The sequence below is a fragment of the Pedobacter sp. NEAU-ZC8 genome, from assembly GCF_059278965.1.
Genome location: NZ_JCAJXC010000008.1, coordinates 118,432 through 135,164, shown reverse-complemented (window position 1 = coordinate 135,164; position 16,733 = coordinate 118,432). Strand labels below are relative to the sequence as shown.

At 47.1% G+C, this 16,733-nt stretch carries 15 protein-coding genes and 1 riboswitch; of the genes, 6 read left to right on the top strand and 9 right to left on the bottom strand.

Going from position 1 to position 16,733, the window contains the following annotated elements:
• The first annotated feature begins 4 nt into the window (after window positions 1-4).
• Window positions 5-1,321, top strand: coding sequence for a threonine synthase (thrC, locus tag AC5WJX_RS08575; RefSeq protein ID WP_494484187.1), 1,317 nt, complete (start codon window positions 5-7; stop codon window positions 1,319-1,321).
• Here thrC and metF read toward each other — a convergent pair.
• Window positions 1,318-2,271 carry a methylenetetrahydrofolate reductase [NAD(P)H] gene (gene metF / locus AC5WJX_RS08570; RefSeq protein WP_494484186.1) on the bottom strand — a complete coding sequence of 318 codons (954 nt, stop codon included), beginning with the start codon at window positions 2,269-2,271 and terminating at the stop codon, window positions 1,318-1,320. The two genes, thrC and metF, sit on opposite strands and share 4 nt — an antisense overlap.
• 19 nt (window positions 2,272-2,290) lie before the next feature.
• Complete coding sequence (gene metH / locus AC5WJX_RS08565; protein ID WP_494484185.1) at window positions 2,291-5,950, bottom strand: methionine synthase; 3,660 nt, start codon at window positions 5,948-5,950, stop codon at window positions 2,291-2,293.
• Between the two features lie 91 nt (window positions 5,951-6,041).
• Window positions 6,042-6,152, bottom strand: a riboswitch (SAM riboswitch).
• Window positions 6,153-6,315: 163 nt separating this feature from the next.
• Between metH and AC5WJX_RS08560 the strand changes: the two genes are divergently transcribed.
• A complete protein-coding gene (locus tag AC5WJX_RS08560; RefSeq protein WP_494484184.1) occupies window positions 6,316-6,768 on the top strand; it encodes a rhodanese-like domain-containing protein in 453 nt (150 codons plus the stop codon).
• Here AC5WJX_RS08560 and AC5WJX_RS08555 read toward each other — a convergent pair whose 3' ends face one another.
• The 6 genes from AC5WJX_RS08555 to AC5WJX_RS08530 form a co-directional block, all read right to left on the bottom strand.
• Window positions 6,769-9,282, bottom strand: a complete 2,514-nt coding sequence (locus AC5WJX_RS08555) for a zinc-dependent metalloprotease (RefSeq protein WP_494484183.1) — start codon at window positions 9,280-9,282, stop codon at window positions 6,769-6,771.
• A gap of 182 nt (window positions 9,283-9,464) precedes the next feature.
• Window positions 9,465-9,761: a hypothetical protein gene (locus AC5WJX_RS08550; protein ID WP_440431468.1), complete on the bottom strand. Its 297-nt coding sequence runs from the start codon at window positions 9,759-9,761 to the stop codon at window positions 9,465-9,467.
• Between the two features lie 140 nt (window positions 9,762-9,901).
• On the bottom strand, window positions 9,902-10,489 hold the full coding sequence (locus AC5WJX_RS08545) for a hypothetical protein (protein WP_494484182.1): 588 nt from the start codon (window positions 10,487-10,489) through the stop codon (window positions 9,902-9,904).
• The gene (locus AC5WJX_RS08540) at window positions 10,479-10,994 is read right to left on the bottom strand and encodes an RNA polymerase sigma factor (protein ID WP_440431472.1); all 516 of its coding nucleotides are present in this window, start codon (window positions 10,992-10,994) and stop codon (window positions 10,479-10,481) included. Before AC5WJX_RS08540 ends, AC5WJX_RS08545 begins: the two co-directional genes overlap by 11 nt.
• Window positions 10,995-11,094: 100 nt before the next feature.
• Entirely contained in the window at window positions 11,095-12,297 is a 1,203-nt protein-coding gene (locus AC5WJX_RS08535; RefSeq protein WP_494484181.1) for a GAF domain-containing sensor histidine kinase, read from the bottom strand.
• Between the two features lie 56 nt (window positions 12,298-12,353).
• The gene (locus tag AC5WJX_RS08530) at window positions 12,354-12,716 is read right to left on the bottom strand and encodes a response regulator transcription factor (RefSeq protein WP_494484180.1); all 363 of its coding nucleotides are present in this window, start codon (window positions 12,714-12,716) and stop codon (window positions 12,354-12,356) included.
• 168 nt (window positions 12,717-12,884) lie between these two features.
• Here AC5WJX_RS08530 and bla point away from each other — a divergent pair, with 168 nt between their 5' ends.
• From bla to AC5WJX_RS08515, 3 genes are all read left to right on the top strand, one after another.
• Window positions 12,885-13,631 (top strand): subclass B1 metallo-beta-lactamase, encoded by a 747-nt coding sequence (bla, locus tag AC5WJX_RS08525; protein ID WP_494484179.1) that lies wholly within the window; start codon window positions 12,885-12,887, stop codon window positions 13,629-13,631.
• 201 nt (window positions 13,632-13,832) lie between these two features.
• Window positions 13,833-14,126: a DUF3861 domain-containing protein gene (locus tag AC5WJX_RS08520; RefSeq protein ID WP_440431479.1), complete on the top strand. Its 294-nt coding sequence runs from the start codon at window positions 13,833-13,835 to the stop codon at window positions 14,124-14,126.
• A 79-nt stretch (window positions 14,127-14,205) separates the two neighbouring features.
• Window positions 14,206-14,895, top strand: coding sequence for a DUF421 domain-containing protein (locus AC5WJX_RS08515; protein ID WP_494484178.1), 690 nt, complete (start codon window positions 14,206-14,208; stop codon window positions 14,893-14,895).
• A gap of 3 nt (window positions 14,896-14,898) precedes the next feature.
• Here the strand turns inward: AC5WJX_RS08515 and AC5WJX_RS08510 are convergent, their stop codons facing one another.
• Window positions 14,899-15,465, bottom strand: coding sequence for an RNA polymerase sigma-70 factor (locus tag AC5WJX_RS08510; protein WP_440431482.1), 567 nt, complete (start codon window positions 15,463-15,465; stop codon window positions 14,899-14,901).
• A 102-nt stretch (window positions 15,466-15,567) separates the two neighbouring features.
• On the opposite strand from AC5WJX_RS08510, the gene AC5WJX_RS08505 reads away from it, so the two are divergent.
• Entirely contained in the window at window positions 15,568-16,707 is a 1,140-nt protein-coding gene (locus AC5WJX_RS08505) for a FecR family protein (RefSeq protein ID WP_494484177.1), read from the top strand.
• Window positions 16,708-16,733 lie beyond the last annotated feature (26 nt).

Sequence of the window (16,733 nt, the reverse complement as noted above, 5' to 3'; positions counted from 1 at the left end):
AAACATGAAACTATATAGTACCAATAATCAGGACCAGCTGGTCGACTTTAAAACTGCTGTTTTCAACAGTATGCCCCTGGACAAGGGCTTGTACATGCCTGTTGACATTCCCCAACTGGATGCGGCATTCCTTGACCGTATTGATCAGTATAGCCTGCAGGATATCGCCTTTGAAGTGGCTTCGGCCCTCATTGGTGATTCCATGCCTGCTACTGCATTGAAGTCCATCATAACAGATGCCCTATCTTTTGAGGCGCCGCTACAGCGGCTGGACAGTCACACGCAGGTGCTGGAGTTGTTTCACGGACCCTCCCTTGCTTTCAAAGATTTCGGCGCACGCTTCATGAGCCGGGTGATGTCGTACTTCCTGGAGGAAGGGGAGCAGATGCTCGATGTACTTGTAGCCACTTCCGGGGATACCGGCGGTGCGGTGGCGCTGGGCTTTCTGGGCGTACCAAACACACGGGTAACCATTCTTTTTCCCAAGGGTAAGGTGAGTGAGATCCAGGAGCTCCAGCTTTGTACCAACGGACAAAACATTCATGTGCTGGAGATTGATGGCACCTTTGATGATTGTCAGCGGCTGGTGAAGGAAGCTTTCGCGGATGCAGAATTAAATGCGCGTTTGCGCCTGACCTCTGCGAATTCGATCAACATCGCCAGGCTCATTCCACAGACGTTCTATTACTTCAATGCCTATGCTCAGCTGCGCAGGCAAGGCGTGGAGAAGATGGTGGTTGCCGTGCCCAGTGGTAATTTCGGGAACATCGCCGCGGGCCTGCTGGCGCAGCGCATGGGCCTTCCCGTAACGCAGTTTATCGCCGCAACGAACATCAATGATACCGTGCCGCGCTTTTTGGAAACTGGCGTGTATGAAACACGACCTTCTGTGCAGACCTACGCCAACGCCATGGATGTCGGTGCGCCAAGCAATTGGGTGCGCATTATGGAGTTGTTTAAAGGTGATTTGAATGCGCTGAAAGCTGTTCTTAACGGGTATCGCTTTACAGATGAAGAAACGATTTCAGCGATTAAAAAGCTTTGGGAGCAGCATGGCTATATCGCTTGTCCGCATACGGCGATTGCATGGCTGGCAACGCAGGCCTACCAGGCTGCACATCCTGGATCTGAGGCGGTAGGTGTCTTCTTATCTACAGCACATCCCTGCAAGTTCCCGGATGCATTACCACAGGAAGTTGCTTCCAAGATCGTAGTGCCAGAAGCGGTGAAAGGTTTGAAAAACAAACAGCGGCAAGCTACGGCCATGACCGTCGACTTCCCGCTGTTCAAGGAATATCTGCTTAATATGCCAAAAGCTTAAAATATGGCTTGTGCAATCTTTCTGGTGGGCTCCGGATTACTCATGGTGTAGAAATGCAGCACGGGTACGCCGAGCTCCATCAGTTCTTTGCATTGTGCGATCATCCACTCCACGCCAAGTTCTTTTACCGACGCTTCATTCTTGCAATCTGATATGGCTTCGCTTAGATCTTCCGGCAGGTCGATATGGAAGATTTTCGGTAAACTGATCAGCTGCTTCGATGAGGTAATTGGCTTCAGTCCAGGGATAATGGGTACGTTAATGCCGTTTTCGCGACAGCACTTTACAAACTCTACATACTTCTTGTTGTCGAAGAACATCTGTGTAACGATGAATTCTGCACCCATATCTACTTTTTGCTTCAGGTATTTGAAGTCAGTCTTCATATTTGGCGCTTCGAAGTGTTTCTCCGGATAGCCGGCAACACCTACACAGAACTCCGTCTTAAAAGCCGAGTGATCTTCGTAGAGATACTTCCCGTGGTTCATTTCGATCACCTGATTCAATAGCTCTGTAGCATAAGCGTGTCCTCCCGGGGTGGGCACGAAGTGTGCATCTGCGTGGCGCGCATCGCCTCGTAGTACGAGCACATTGTCAATACCAAGAAACTGAAGATCAATCAAAGCATTTTCAGTTTCCTCTTTGGTGAAACCACCGCAGATCAGGTGGGGTACAGCGTCAACTTTATAGCGGTTCATAATCGCCGCACAGATCGCCACCGTTCCCGGACGCTTGCGGTAGGTTAGCTTCTCCAGCAGTCCGCTGTCGTGCTGCTTGTAGATATAATCCTCCCGATGGTACGTTACATCAATGAAGGGTGGGTTAAACTCCATCAAAGGGTCAATTGCATTGTAAATGTCGTTGATGCTTTTCCCTTTGATGGGTGGAAGTAGTTCAAAAGAAAATAAAGTCTTGCCTGCGGCTTTGCTTATATGTTCGGTGATTTTCATGTACGTTTAGATGGTATGGTTAGTAGGCTAAGTTTGGTCCGAGCCAGCGTTCTGCTTCTTCCAGCGACATGCCCTTGCGGACGGCATAGTCGGCTACCTGATCTTTGTCTATTTTCCCCAGGCCGAAGTACCTGGATTGCGGATGTGAGAAATAGAAGCCGCTCACGGCTGCGGTCGGGTACATCGCATAGCTTTCGGTGATCTTCAGGCCAATCTGTTGCTCGGCATCAAGTAACTCGAACAGCGTACCCTTTTCTGTATGATCTGGACAGGCCGGATAACCTGGCGCAGGGCGGATACCCACATATTTCTCTTTGATCAGTTCTTCATTGCTGAAAGCTTCCTCAGGAGCATAACCCCAGTATTCGGTACGTACCAGCTCATGCATCTTCTCAGCAAAGGCTTCGGCAAGCCTGTCTGCAAGTGCCTTCACCAGGATGCTGTTGTAATCATCATGGTTACGCTCGTATTCAGCAACCATTTCATCACAGCCGATACCTGCCGTTAAAGCAAAACCGCCGAAGTAATCTTCCACACCGGATTCCTGCGGTGCAATGAAGTCAGCTAGTGCATAGTATGGATCTCCAGCTACTTTCTCCCCTTGCTGACGTAAAGTATGGATAGTAACCGGTTGCCCGTTTACATCCAGTTGGATATCATCACCGATGGTGTTTGCCGGCCAGAAGCCGATCACCGCTTTCGCTTTCAGGCGCTTTTCAGCTACAATCTGCGCCAGCATGAGCTGCGCATCCGCATAAAGCTTCTTTGCAACATCACCTACGTAAGAATCATCAAAGATCTTCGGGAAGCTGCCTCTTAACTCCCAGGTATGGAAGAAAGGTGTCCAGTCGATATAAGGCACCAGTTCTTCCAGTGGGAAGTCCTGGATGATCTTCGTGCCCAGGAACTTTGGTTTAGGTGCGACCTTTGAAAGGTCGATCTGGTATTTATTTGCACGTGCCTCTTCAATGCTTTTGAAGCGCTTGTCGGAACGTTTATTTAAGTGTGCTATCCTTGCTTTTTCATATTCCGCACGGATGCCACTGACGTATTCGTCTTTCGATTGTGGGTTGAGCAAGGAGCTGCAAACCGTCACACTTCTGGATGCATCCAACACATGGATGGCAGGTCCGGAGTAGTGCGGTGCCACCTTTACGGCCACGTGGATCCTTGAGGTCGTTGCACCACCAATGATCAACGGAATGGTAAACCCTTCACGCTCCATCTCTTTCGCGAAATGCACCATTTCATCCAGAGAAGGAGTGATTAGTCCGCTGAGGCCAATGATGTCTGCATTGATCTCTCTGGCTTTCTTGATGATGTCCTGTGCAGGCACCATCACACCCATATCCACCACCTCGAAGTTGTTGCAGGCAAGTACTACGCCCACAATGTTCTTCCCGATGTCATGAACATCCCCTTTTACGGTAGCCATAAGCACCCTGCCCGCAGAAGAACTTTGGTTCTCATCAGGGTTGTCCAGCTTTTCCTGCTCTATAAAGGGCAGTAGATAGGCAACGGCTTTCTTCATTACGCGGGCAGACTTCACCACCTGCGGCAGGAACATCTTTCCGGCGCCAAACAGGTCGCCCACGATGTTCATACCGTCCATCAAAGGCCCTTCAATAACCTGGATGGGTTTAGCATATTGCTGACGAGCTTCTTCAACATCGTCATCCAGGTATTCTATAATACCTTTTACCAGGGCATGGGATAGTCTTTCTTCGACGGTACCTTTGCGCCAGGCTTCATCACGCACCACTTCCTTGCCTTTACTTTTAATCGTATCTGCATATTCCACCAGGCGCTCTGTGGCATCATCGCGACGGTTGAAAAGGACATCTTCCACCAGTTCCAATAGTACTGGAGGAATTTCTTCATACACCTCCAACATGCCCGCATTCACGATACCCATTGTCAGGCCAGCCTTGATGGCGTGGTACAAAAACGCGGAGTGCATCGCTTCACGCACGGTGTTGTTGCCGCGGAAAGAGAAAGAGATGTTGGAAACACCACCACTCACATGTGCATGCGGCAGGTTTTCCTTAATCCAACGGGTTGCGTTGATGAAGTCTACCGCATAGTTGTTGTGCTCTTCCAGGCCAGTACCCACGGTCAGAATGTTCGGGTCAAAGATGATGTCGGCGGGGTAGAAGCCCACTTCGTTCAGCAGGATGTCGTAGGAACGCTGACAGATCTCAATCCTGCGTTCCAGGTTGTCTGCCTGTCCTTGTTCATCGAAGGCCATCACCACCACAGCTGCGCCATACTGCATGATCTTCCTTGCACTCTCCTTAAACTTCTCTTCACCTTCCTTCAGGGAGATGGAGTTCACAATACCTTTTCCCTGGATACACTTCAAACCTGCTTCAATAACCGTCCATTTGGAGGAGTCGATCATGATGGGCAGTTTCGAGATGTCCGGTTCAGAGGCGATCAGATTAAGGAACTTGGTCATGGCAGCCTCCGAATCGATCATACCCTCATCCATGTTCACATCGATGATCTGGGCACCACCTTCCACCTGCTGGCGGGCTACACTAAGTGCTCCCTCATAATCACCTCCAAGGATCAACTTGGAGAATTTAGGCGAACCGGTAATGTTGGTCCGTTCGCCGATGTTTGCGAAGATACTCTCCGGGGTGATGGTAACAGGTTCCAGTCCGCTGAGACGCAGGTGCATGTCAATGGACGGAATCTTCCTTGGTTGTACATTTTTCGCTTTCCCGGCAATGCACTTGATGTGATCAGGCGTGGTGCCGCAGCAACCACCCACGATATTCACAAAGCGATGCTCAATGAAATCTTCCACGAAGTGTGCGGTTTCATGTGGCTGCTCGTCGTAGGCGCCGAACTCATTTGGTAAACCTGCATTCGGATAAGCAGAAATGTAGCAGCCTGCTTTTGCGGAAAGCTCTTCAATGTGCGGCCGCATTTCTTTCGCACCCAGGGCACAGTTAAAACCAATACTTAACGGTTTGGCATGCGCAACCGAGTTTAAGAATGCTTCTGCCGTTTGGCCAGATAGGGTCCGGCCGGAAGCATCCGTAATCGTGCCGGAGATCATGATCTCCAGTTTACGGCCTATTTCATGTTCATACTTTTTGATGGCCACGATGGCAGCCTTTGCATTCAGCGTATCAAAGATGGTTTCAATCAGAAGTACATCAGCACCGCCGTCAACCAGTCCACGTACCTGCTCGGTATAGGCGGCTTCCAGCTCGTCGAAGTAAATGGCGCGGAAACCAGGGTCATTCACATCGGGCGACATGGAAAGCGTGCGGTTTGTCGGGCCAATGGCCCCAGCCACAAAACTCCTGCGCTCCGGGTGTTCAGCCATAAACTCCCTTACGGTTTCCTTGGCAATTCTTGCACCTTCATAGCTCAGTTCGTAAGACAGGTCTTCCATCTGGTAATCGGCCATGGAGATCCGTTGTGTGCTGAAGGTATTGGTTTCTATGATATCGGCACCTGCTTTCAGGTACTCCAGATGGATCGCCTTGATGACATCAGGGCGTGTAAGGTTTAATAAATCGTTATTCCCTTTCAGGTCGCAAGGATGATCCTTGAACCTTTCTCCTCTGAAATCAGCTTCTGTAAGCTGGTAACGTTGGATCATGGTGCCCATAGCACCATCGATAATCAGTATGCGTTTTTCGAGTTCTTCTCTAATGCTCATTTCCTAGGTAATTAAGCATACCTGCTTCGCAGATCATTGCAAAGGCGTGTATACTAAAGGCTTAATCAAGATTCCGGGGTAGGATTCGAATCACTTATCTTTCTGTAGCCGCGATGAAATGGCTCCAGTAGAATGTAGCACCTTGTAAGCACAGGTTGCTAAGACTTCGCAGGGTCTGTCCCTCCATCTTTCTCTATAAGCAGCTACAAAAATGCAACAAAGAATACTATAAAACAAGAAAAATGGATTTTAGGCCAATTAAATTGTAAACGGCGTCCAACCAGTTGCTCTGCTCCAAATATTATTCTGAACCTGGTTGCTTCCCTTTGGATAGGAGCGTCTATCTTTACCTAAAATTACCAGCTATGAAAAACCTTAAATTTCTTTGTATAAATGTCCTTGCCTGTATGCTGTTTGTGGTAACAGCTAATGCGCAGGGCCTCAGCCTGAAAAAGCAGGTCTGGCCGGATAAACATCTGATGCAAACCAAGACTTTGGTCGACATTCTTCAGAATCCAAGGGCGGCGAAGCCGAACATTTACAACATCGGATTCGTGAGTAACATCCAGGGTGCAAAGAAACTTGCTGCGGCAAGTAAAGAAGAAGGGCTGGCACAGCTTAAATCCGAATTAAAGGATAAACCGAAGACCAGCCCGATTGTCATTTATTGTGGCTGTTGCCCCTTTGAGCATTGCCCGAATGTAAAGCCCGCTTTTAATATGCTGCAAAAGCTAGGCTATACCAATGCCAAGATCCTGAACCTTCCAACCAGCATCAAAGCCGATTGGACGGATAAAGGTTATCCTATGGCAAAATAGTTACAGGTTGTTGTAACTGCATTGACTTAAGAAATCCATGCCAGGCATGCCGATTGGTGCGCCTGGCGGCATTTCAGTAGCTTCAGGAGTTACAAACTTGTTGGGTTCCCGTTTAAATTCATCTATTTGCGACAGCGCGAACAGGTAGGTCGACTTATCCCTTGCATCAGCATTGGGCAGTTTGTTATTCATCCAGGTTTTAAGTTCTTCAAGTTCATACAAGGCCTGCCCGCGTACAACTTCAGAAGCTCTGGTATTCGCTGCAAGCATGATCAGGTATTTCAGCACCTGGTTATTCACCACGGTCTGTAGTTCTCCTTTATAGCCCTTTTCTTTTCCAGTCTTCCAGGTTTTTTCAACTAGCCGGTCAGCAACTTCTATAAAGCTTGGGTTCTTTTTGTCTCTGGCATTATACTCGATCAAGCGGCTCGCCCGTTCAGCATCCAGCAGGTAAGACAGCGTAGTACTGGCGGCTGATTCGGCTGCAGCGATCGGGTCGAATGTTGGTCCGGTATGTCCTTTAAACGTCTCTATGGAAGCCGGATAACCGGAAGGACGTGGTGGAATCTTTTGGATCAGCTGCTCAGGCAGCGCCAATGCATCGGGTGTAATGGTCGACATCAAGGACTCGAATGCCTGCCATTGCACTTTCGGGTCTACCATCCGTGTGGTTACTTGTCCGTCGTTCTTAACGGCGTGCGTGAAATACAAGCCACCTATGGACTTCGCTACCGCTTCGATCTGAAAGCGGTGCAGCAAATATGCCGGCACCAGAACTTCTTCCAGGGTTGACATGGGTTCACCATCACGGATTGCTTTTTCAGAAAAACGTTCCAGTACAGCCGCTCTGACGGTCATGATGTTCGTCATCTGGTCGATCGGATTTTCCCCATCATCCCACTGGTGCGAAGTCGGATGTGCATTGCCGCCAATATCCGGGATGTAAACGAAGCCCTGCGCAAGCGTTTCTTTCATGATCTGATCAAGGCCTTTCTCCTCTGCTGCGGCATCGTTGAATTGCGCATAACCCCACATGATGGCACGCTTATCCCAGCTGCCAATGCCAGAAGCATAAGCATTGGAAAGATCGACTGTACCATCTGGTCGCAGCGAGAACCTTGGATATGGGTAATCCATTACAGAACCACGTTCTTTCGGACTGGCGGCGAAGTTGTGGTTTAAGCCTAAGGTATGACCAATCTCGTGTGCTGACAGCTGCCTGATCCTGGCCAATGCAATTTCTTCCATTAAGCTAGGCACAGGTTTTCCAGTTTCATAAGGTTGCAGCAGTGCTTCTGCGATCAGGTAATCCTGGCGGTGGCGGTCGGAACCAAGCGTTACCACCCCTTTGATGATCTCGCCAGTACGTGGGTCGGTGTAAGAAGAGCCATAAGAAAATGCCCGCGTTGGGCTGCCAGATCTTGTAATCCAGTTCACCATGTTATACCGCATGTCCATCGGATCGGCACCTACAGGCAGCTCCTCGATCTGAAAGGCGTTTAGATATCCTGCAGCTTCGAAAGCCTGATTCCACCAGGCACCTCCATCGAGTAGTGCCTTCTTGATCGGCGCAGGAATACCACGGTCCACATAATAGCGGATGGGGTTAACCGCCTCACTTTTCGCCGCTGAAGGATCTTTCTTCTGCAGGCGGTGCCGGCGGATAAATCGCTTTACAATGGGCTCCGACATTGGTGCGGAGAAATCCATATAAGAAAACTGCTGAAAAGAAGAACGGCTGTCGAACTTTCGCGGTTTATAGCCGTCATCAGGCAAGGCCACAAAAGATTGATGCATATTCACCGTTACGGCGGTGGCGTCAGGTGCAAGGCTGCTTCGTCCGCCAGCAGTGCCGCCCGTGAAGGTTAACATGGCTTCAAACTCCGTATTCTTCGGGAAGTTCTTCGTATTATCCATAAACACCACCGAGCGGTTTTCGTCAAGCTTATACGAACTGCCATTTGAAACCGAGCGGCTACCGAAGGTGCCCGTTACACCCAGTCTTGCGGCAATACCTTGATTATCGCGGATGATAAAAGGAGTAAGGTCTACCAGGTATCTCCCGCCGCTGCTGGAAACCGGTGTAAAAGCGTAGGTTACGGACTTCGCGAAATTCTGTTCAACCGCTTTCACCTCATCCTTATTGTCACTAATTGCCCGGTAATTATAAACGGGCTCTACCATCAGGATCTTTGGCCCTGCTTTAATGAACTTCGCGATGGTTGCAGCAGCTTGTCCACGTTCCGGTCCGCCGTTACCTACACCAGAAGCCAGCGATCTGAAGTATAAAAACTCCTGATCCAGCTTGTCTATCTCCAGGTAAATTTTGCCTGACTTCTCCTCATGGTAAAAATTAAAGTAACCTTCGTACTTCTTAAGTTTAGATAAATCAGGCGAAACATTGCTTGAAGTTGATTTAGCGCCCGGAGCAGCAGCTTTCGTGGGCGGATCTTGTGCATAGATCAGATTGCTTAATGTAATTAGGCCTGCAAGGATTGTAAACTTTTTGGTCATAAGCGGATTTTGAAGGTTGACGGAATGAAATTTAACCTAAAATATGTTTTTTATCGACTTGTTTTAATAATAGATTAGATTTTTACCGTAACGATGCCGTGATATTATTGATCAGGCATAAAAAAACCGGAACAATTAAAGTGTTCCGGTTGTAATCAACTAAAATGCGCTTTGAATGGTGCTTAAATATTCAGGTTCTTTATCGTTTGCTCCTCTTTTAAAGCATCAACATTGTTTTTAGCTCCAAAATTGTCTTTCTTTTCATCAAAGTATTCCAAAATGGAACCAATGGTGTCCAAATTATCCGCAACACGCTGATGCATATCAGGAAGGTCTTGTTCAAGACGCTTATCGCCCAATTCGATATTGTCTACTTCTATTTTGCCTAGCTTTTGAATTAATGCTTGTTGTGAATTTTGCAAATCAATCAATTCATTTGCAATCTTCTGCATCAAGTCAAACTTTTTAATCGTATCCATATCCTTTGGTTTAAGTGTAGAAAATGAACTGTCCAATTACCAAGCCAAGAACTGCCTCATTAACAATTAATTACTACGCATAAGGGTTTGCTGCAGCGAAATGCTTTGTATTGACCGCCTTTGGTGAGCCAGATGATTGTCTATAAATAGGTTTGTTCAAGCTCCTTGCTCATTTCATCCAGCCTTGCCAAACGTGCTTTCTGCTTGCTGCCATCGCGAAAGGAAACGATAAGCAGAAACAGGGTAGTTAAACCCATGGCGGAGTATCTAAACACTGCAGTGCCCGGGCTTGTAATTTCCCAGATGTACATCATCACCGCTAGCCAGAGCAGTACCATATAGATCCAGATGTACTGACTGATGACCTTACGCTGCCAATTAATTTTCTTCAATTGATATGCTACAAAGTCATTGCTGCTAATTTCCAGATTATCTTTCTTAAAATCATAGCTCCTCCAGGCGATGGCTGCAAAAACGATCATCAACAGGCAGGTAGAAGCAAGGCTTAGCTTAAAGGCCAGCCCAAATTCCGCCTCAAACTTGATATACACCGTTACAATGGCGATCGTTGCGGCAAGGAACCCGAGGGACATGCAGAGGTTGGTACGATAAAGGCTGCTCTGGTACTTGTTCCACTTGGAGTCCAGGTTTCTTTTCAATTCATTCAGCTCCATTCCGGAGTTTACAGGCTGGGTTTGCCAGCTACTTTTTAGTTCTTCAAAGTTCATAATGCTGCGGTGTTGACATCAGTTTTAATAATCTACCTTTAATTCTGTTGATCTTGACTCCAACCAGATTTGCATTGTTCCCGGTGATTTCTGCAATATCTTTATAGCTTTTGTCTTCAAGTACCAGCGAAATAATCAGCCTGTCTGCCGGCTCAAGTTGATTAATGCAATACCTCAGGTGATCAAGCCTAACTTCAGATTCCTTTTTGTCTTCCATGGTATCCTCGTATGCTACAGGAAAAAAATCAGGGATTGGTTCATGCTGGTGGCGCTTGTTTTTCAGGTTAAAACTGATCGCGGTATTTACTGCAATCCGGTAAACCCAAGTGCTCACTTTTGCATGTCCTTTGAAATTCTTGATGCTTTTCCAGATCTGAAACAGGATCTCCTGATACAGATCATCGGCTAACGAGGCGTCATAAATGTATGCACGGCAAATGCGATAGATACTTGCGCGGTTCGATACGACTAATTTGGTAAAGGTTTCTTCGTCGGGCTTCTCCATATACGGTATTAGTAGGAGCAATCACTGCAATATTACAGGCCCTTAAGATAAATTTTTTAAATAGCATCAATGCTGCGGCGGAGGGCAGCAGCATTGATGCTTATAAACTTTGTGGAAGGACAACTTCGAATGCCGTGCCTTTGCCGGGAGCAGAGTTTACGCTGATCAGGCCATTCAAAGATTCCACCAGGTGGGATACCAGGCTCAGGCCAAAGCCATAACCTCTTTCACCTCCGGTGCCTATGGTCGTTTGTGCCTTTCCAGCGAGGACCTGCTGAATGACCGCTGTATCCAGACCCACGCCGGTGTCAGTTACCGTAATGGTTAATAATTTCTCCGTTGTACTCAGGCTTAAACCCAGATGAACGGAGACTTTTCCGCCTGCTGCGGTAAACTTGATGGCATTGGAAATTAGATTTCCTGCAATCTGCAACAGCTTGTTCTTTGAAAATGGGACGGACTCATGACCTGCATTCAGGCTGATTTCAAGATCAACGTTTTTGAATTTCGCCTGCGGCTGATAGAGTTTTTGAAGCTTGTCTTTAAATAAAGGTAAGTTGAACTCGTTTTCTGCCAGTGTTTGTACCTTTTCTTCGGATAGGATTTCATCTGCCAGGTCGAGCAGTGAACGTCCGCTCTTATTGATCATGTTTATATATTCCATGAATTCCGACACATCTCCCTTGGCACCCTGTTCTGCGATCAAGTCCGACAGTCCGATAATGCCCCCAAGTGGACCTCTGATATCATGCGCCGCCTTCTTTTTGGATGCATTGGATTCGTTGAGCTTTGCACGCAAAAGTTCAAGTGCCTGAATGGACTTCAGCCGCTTTACAACCGTCTGTGCGATGATTTCCAGCAACTCAATCTTTTCCGCACTTAAGGCTTTCACCTCTTTGTCCAAAACGCAAAGTGCGCCCACATTCAGGCCCGGCGACAGTTTTAACGGCATACCAAAGTAGTACCGTAGCCCCTCGGGACCTTTCACGTAGAACTTTGTACTAAAGCGCTCATCAAGCGTCAAATCCTGAACTTCAAAGGAAGTGTCTGACATGATCGTGTATTGGCAAACAGATTCCTCCCTGGGCATTTGCTCCAGTTCGATACCCTGGTTCGCAATGGTCCACTGCGTAAAGGAGTCAATGATGTTGATCAGGGAAATCTCCGTTCCGGTAACCTTGGTCGCCAGCAGGGTAAGATCCTTGAAATTGTCTTCGATATTGGTAAAGTCTAAATCAAAATTGGAAAGAGCAATAATTCTTTCCAGTTCATTATGAGGTATTGGGGACGAGTTATTTGCCATGCATATGTTTTGAACTTACCATAACGACCTTCTTGTCCTGGATATTATGTGCTGGCTTAGCTGAGATGTTCCCTGATGGTGCCAAGCAGTACGTGCAGGTCAAAAGGCTTATTTAGAAAAGCGTTTGCGCAAGACTCCTTACTCATGAGCTCTGCTGGTGCATGGGCCGACATCAGGATCACAGGAATTTGACCCGTTCGGGTGTTGTTTTTGATATAAGTACATACATTGATGCCGTTTCCGTCGGGTAGCATTACATCAATTAAAAAAAGATCTGGGCAGCTTTTCTCAAAAGCCATATTAAAATCCGCAACGGTTGGGAACAGGGAAACATTGTAACCTTCGTCTTGTAAAAAGTAGGTTAAAACGTATCCAATATCCTCGTTGTCTTCAATGATATAAATATCACTTTTACTCATAATGAGGTAGGTTAAGGACGGTTTATAGGGTACTGCAAAGTATCAACTTTCAGGGAATTATTAAAGGAAATTTTAAAAAAATGTTTAGTGGCGATAATAAATAAGTACATATACCGTTCGCGGAAATTCCTGGATAACATGTTTATTTTTGAGTATAAAATTTCGCCGATGAGATTACCTCTTGAACTGCTTGTAGCCAGTTTCCTTTTGCTTGGACTTAATAGGCCATTGCATGCACAAAATTATAAGTCAACTAATCTGGAGATTATCCGCCTGTCGGATCATGTCTTTCAACATATTTCTTACCTGAACACGAAGGATTTTGGAAAGGTGTCCTGCAACGGCATGATCGTGGTTGATGATCATGAGGCTCTGGTTTTTGATACACCAGCGGAAGATCAGGCTACACTGGAGCTGATCAACTGGATCAAAACGAACCTCAGCAGCAAAGTAAAAGCAGTAGTTGCCACGCATTTTCACGCAGACTGCCTGGGCGGCCTTGAGACTTTTCATGCTGCTGGCATTCCATCTTATGCACAGGTGCAGACGCTTGAATTTGCAAAACAAAAGCACTTTCCGGTTCCAAAGCATGGATTTAGGAGCTCGCAGGTACTCTCAGTGGGTGGCATGTCCGTCCAGGTAGGGTATTTTGGTGCCGGGCATACCCGCGATAATGTGGTCGCCTATGTGCCTTCAGAGAAGATCATGTTTGGCGGCTGCCTGATCAAGGAGATCGGCGCCAGTAAAGGTAACCTGGAAGATGCGGACGAAAGCGCCTGGCCCTCAACGGTACAGAAAGTCAAAGCCAGATATCCGGCAGCAAAGCTGATCATTCCGGGACATGGGAAAGTTGGTGGTGCTGAATTGCTGGATTATACCAGCAGCCTGTTTGAAAAGAAAGCAACAGCTAAATAATTGACAGCAGACGGCGCATTGCTTCAGCTTTCAGCCGGGGTTGACAGGCCCTTGATCCGGCTCGGGGCGAGTCAACCCCGGTTCGAGGGCGTATCAAGGCCGGGTTGAGGGCGAGTCAACCTACAGCCTATCTTGTCCTTGTCTTCTGTTCTACACCCTCATAAATGCACAATATGCTTTTCTTGTCTTAAAATAAATGCCATGGAAAAAAGAAACAATAAATATCACCTTACACTGGAGTTGAAACATTATGCAAATGGGGAGACTGAACCAGCTAAATCAATGGAAATTGATTTCAGCAATCACGATGAAGTGTTTGCGATTATCGAGAGAATACGGGAAAAAGATCCTTTTAAAGATCAGGAGCAGGCCACTGAATTTGCACTGGGTTTGAAGCTGTTCTCTGAAGTGATGATCAAGAACCGGAATAATCCACTTTTCGAGGAGCTTAAAGAGGCTTTCCCGCTGTTTATGAAACGCCTGAAAAGTTTATAGTCAGGCCTGCTGGATATCGGAATTCCTGTTCAAAACAAATTAGCAGGTATTTACCTTATGGTAGATACAAAGCAATAGTATGGACTTCGACTGGCATCGGATTTTTTTTAGCGATCAGGAATACGCCTTCTTCTGGGAGATACTTTTCCGGACTCCAATCATGTTTCTGGCGGTTGTAATCGTGCTCCGGTTTACTGGCAAGCGTGGTGTACAGCAGCTGTCGATCTTTGAGATGGTAATGATCATCACCCTGGGCTCTGCTGCGGGAGATTCCATGTTCTATGATGATGTAGGGATGTTGCATGCCCTGGCGGTCTTCGCGCTGGTATTGGCCGTTTACCGGCTTATCATCTGGCTCATCACTAAATTTGAATGGTTTGAATTCCTGATGGAAGGTAAGCCCATTTACATCATCCGCGAAGGCAAGATGTGCCTGGATGAGCTGAACTCCAAAGAGCTTGGATCGGATGAATTTCTAGGTGCACTTCGTGGGCAACATGTCGATCAGATGGGGCAGGTAAAATATGCGGTGCTGGAAGATACCGGCAGCTTGAGTGTGTTTTATTTTCCCGATGAGGAGGTGCTTCCAGGTTTGCCGATCCTGCCGGATGAATTTGAAAGCAAGAGCACAAAGATCTCAAAATCTGGTTTATATGCCTGTTCCAAATGTGCCCGGACCTATCATCTGGAGCCCGCGGTAGACGTGCCTTGTGAAACTTGTAAAAATATGGAATGGGTGGAAGCGGTTTACCGGAAAAGGGTAAGCTGATCCTCAGGTTTGAAAAGGAAAATACTTCAATGCATTGCGCAGATACTGCAAGGCCGTTGTGAGCTGGTTTTCCACGGTCCGTTTAGAGATGCTTAACTTTTCTGCAATCTCGTCATTAGAGAGCTGATTCGTCCTGCTGAGTGTGAATATCTCGCGGCAACGCTTTGGAAGTTTATCCAGCGAGCCTTGTAATGCAGTTTCCAGTTCCGCCGTATTGATGTTCTCGTCGCCCATGTTCTGACTCTGTCGGCCGTCGTTAAGTTCTGTATAGTCCTCCACATACACCAGGTTACTGGCTTTTCTGGTCTTCAAGGCCTTGAAAACATGGTACCTTGCAGCTGTGCTAAGGTAGGCGCTGAACTGCATGATTTCATATTCATGCCGTTTACGCCAAAGGTTCAAAAAGATGTCGTGTACAATCTGGGAGGAAGCATCCTCTTCTTTGAGGTAGGCGAATGCGGTGTTATAGATCAATGTCCAGTAGCGTTCAAACAGCGCATCAAAGGCCTTTTTGTCATCGAGACAAATGGCACTCCATAATTCTGCGTCTGTACGTTCGTTCAGGGGCATAAGGTTATAATTGGTCGAATAAACGTAAATAAAATATTTTAATAATCTATGTGTGTGCTGCGCTAAAAAAGGATCTGATAGTATATAACCAAATATAATATCATGACTCCAGAGGAGCTTTTTAGATTGCAGGAGAAGTATCTCGCCGGCTTATGCAGCGAAGAGGAAATTGCGTTGCTCAAGCAGCATGAGCATGACTTTCAATTGCTTGAACATCCCTGGCAACCTGAACAAGGCAATCAGGAACAGATAAAAAGCCGGATCCTGCAAAGTCTCCACCAGGAGATGGAGCAAAGCCCATCCAGGGCTAAAACATTCCGATATTACTATGCAGCAGCGGCAGTACTGCTTATCGGACTGTTCGCTGTTTTCTTCGCTCTGCAGCCAAAACCACAGGTGGATCTTCTAGCGAAACAATCTAAAGCTGGCCCGGCTGCAATTGTAAAACCAGGATCAACAAAAGCGACCTTAACTTTATCTAATGGTACGGTGATAAACCTTGACGACGTTCAAAATGGCGTCATTTCTGAACAAGGAAATGTTACGGTTGGTAAAACGGCGGAGGGTAAACTCATCTATCAGGTGAAGCCAGCTACAGGCCAGGCGCTGGTTTACAACACCATCAGTACACCCCGTGGCGGCGAGTACCAGGTGGTACTTCCAGACGGCACCCATGTTTGGCTAAATGCCGCATCTACACTGCGCTTCCCATCGGTTTTTTCGGCTGCGGAAAGAAAAGTAGAGCTAAAAGGGGAGGCTTATTTCGAAGTCGCCAGGAACAAGCAAAAACCATTTAAAGTAACGGTCAATAATATGGGCATTGAAGTGCTGGGTACGCATTTCAATGTCAATGCTTATGACGATGAAGCGCAGATCAAAACCACTTTGCTGGAGGGCGCTGTGCGTCTGAGTGCCGGCAATAATCATCAAATGCTTAAACCCGGTCAACAAGCACGCTTAGGTAAACAGTCGGACTTCAGCATTGCTGAAGTAAACGTAGAAGAAGCGATTGCCTGGAAGAAGGGCTATTTCATTTTCGATAACGAGAACATTGAGAGTATTATGCGAAAGGTTTCGCGCTGGTATGACGTGGACGTTACTTATCAGGGCAAAATGGATCAGGGTCGCTACGGCGGTACTGTTTCCCGCTTTGACAGCGTAGAAGGCGTGTTAAAATCTTTGGAGCTAACTGGATCCGTTCATTTCAGAATGGAAGGAAGGAGGATTGTCGTGATGCCATAAGTACAAGACAAACCAAACGCTCATGC